Annotated in this window: 1 protein-coding gene; it reads left to right on the top strand. The window is 52.7% G+C overall.

All coding sequences use genetic code 11. The features are described 5' to 3' along the window. The coding region (locus SB658_RS22660) for an alcohol dehydrogenase catalytic domain-containing protein (protein ID WP_410602477.1) at nucleotides 1–336 on the top strand (336 nt) is incomplete at both ends.

A 336-nucleotide genomic window follows, 5' to 3' on the forward strand; every position in this document is an offset into this window, starting at 1 on the left:
TTATCCGTTCACTCCGGGATTCGAAGCAAGCGGCGTCGTGATCAAGACGGGGAGGCATGTAACATCCGTCATTCCGGGTGATGAAGTGATTGTCGGCATGGGAGAGGAATTTGGCTCTCAGGCGAATCTCATCACATGTAAAGAACATCAAGTCTACCATAAACCGGCCCGGCTGACCTTTGAAGAAGCATGCGCTCTTCCTACCGTGGCGGTGACAATGATAGACGCCTTCCGGAAAGCCGGACTTAAAAAAGGCGAAAAAATATTAATTCAGACCGCGACGGGAGGAACGGGGCTGATCGCGGTGCAAATGGCCCGGCATATCGGCGCGGAAAT

The sequence above is a fragment of the Bacillus sp. SIMBA_008 genome (assembly GCF_046535495.1).
Lineage (GTDB): Bacteria > Bacillota > Bacilli > Bacillales > Bacillaceae > Bacillus > Bacillus subtilis.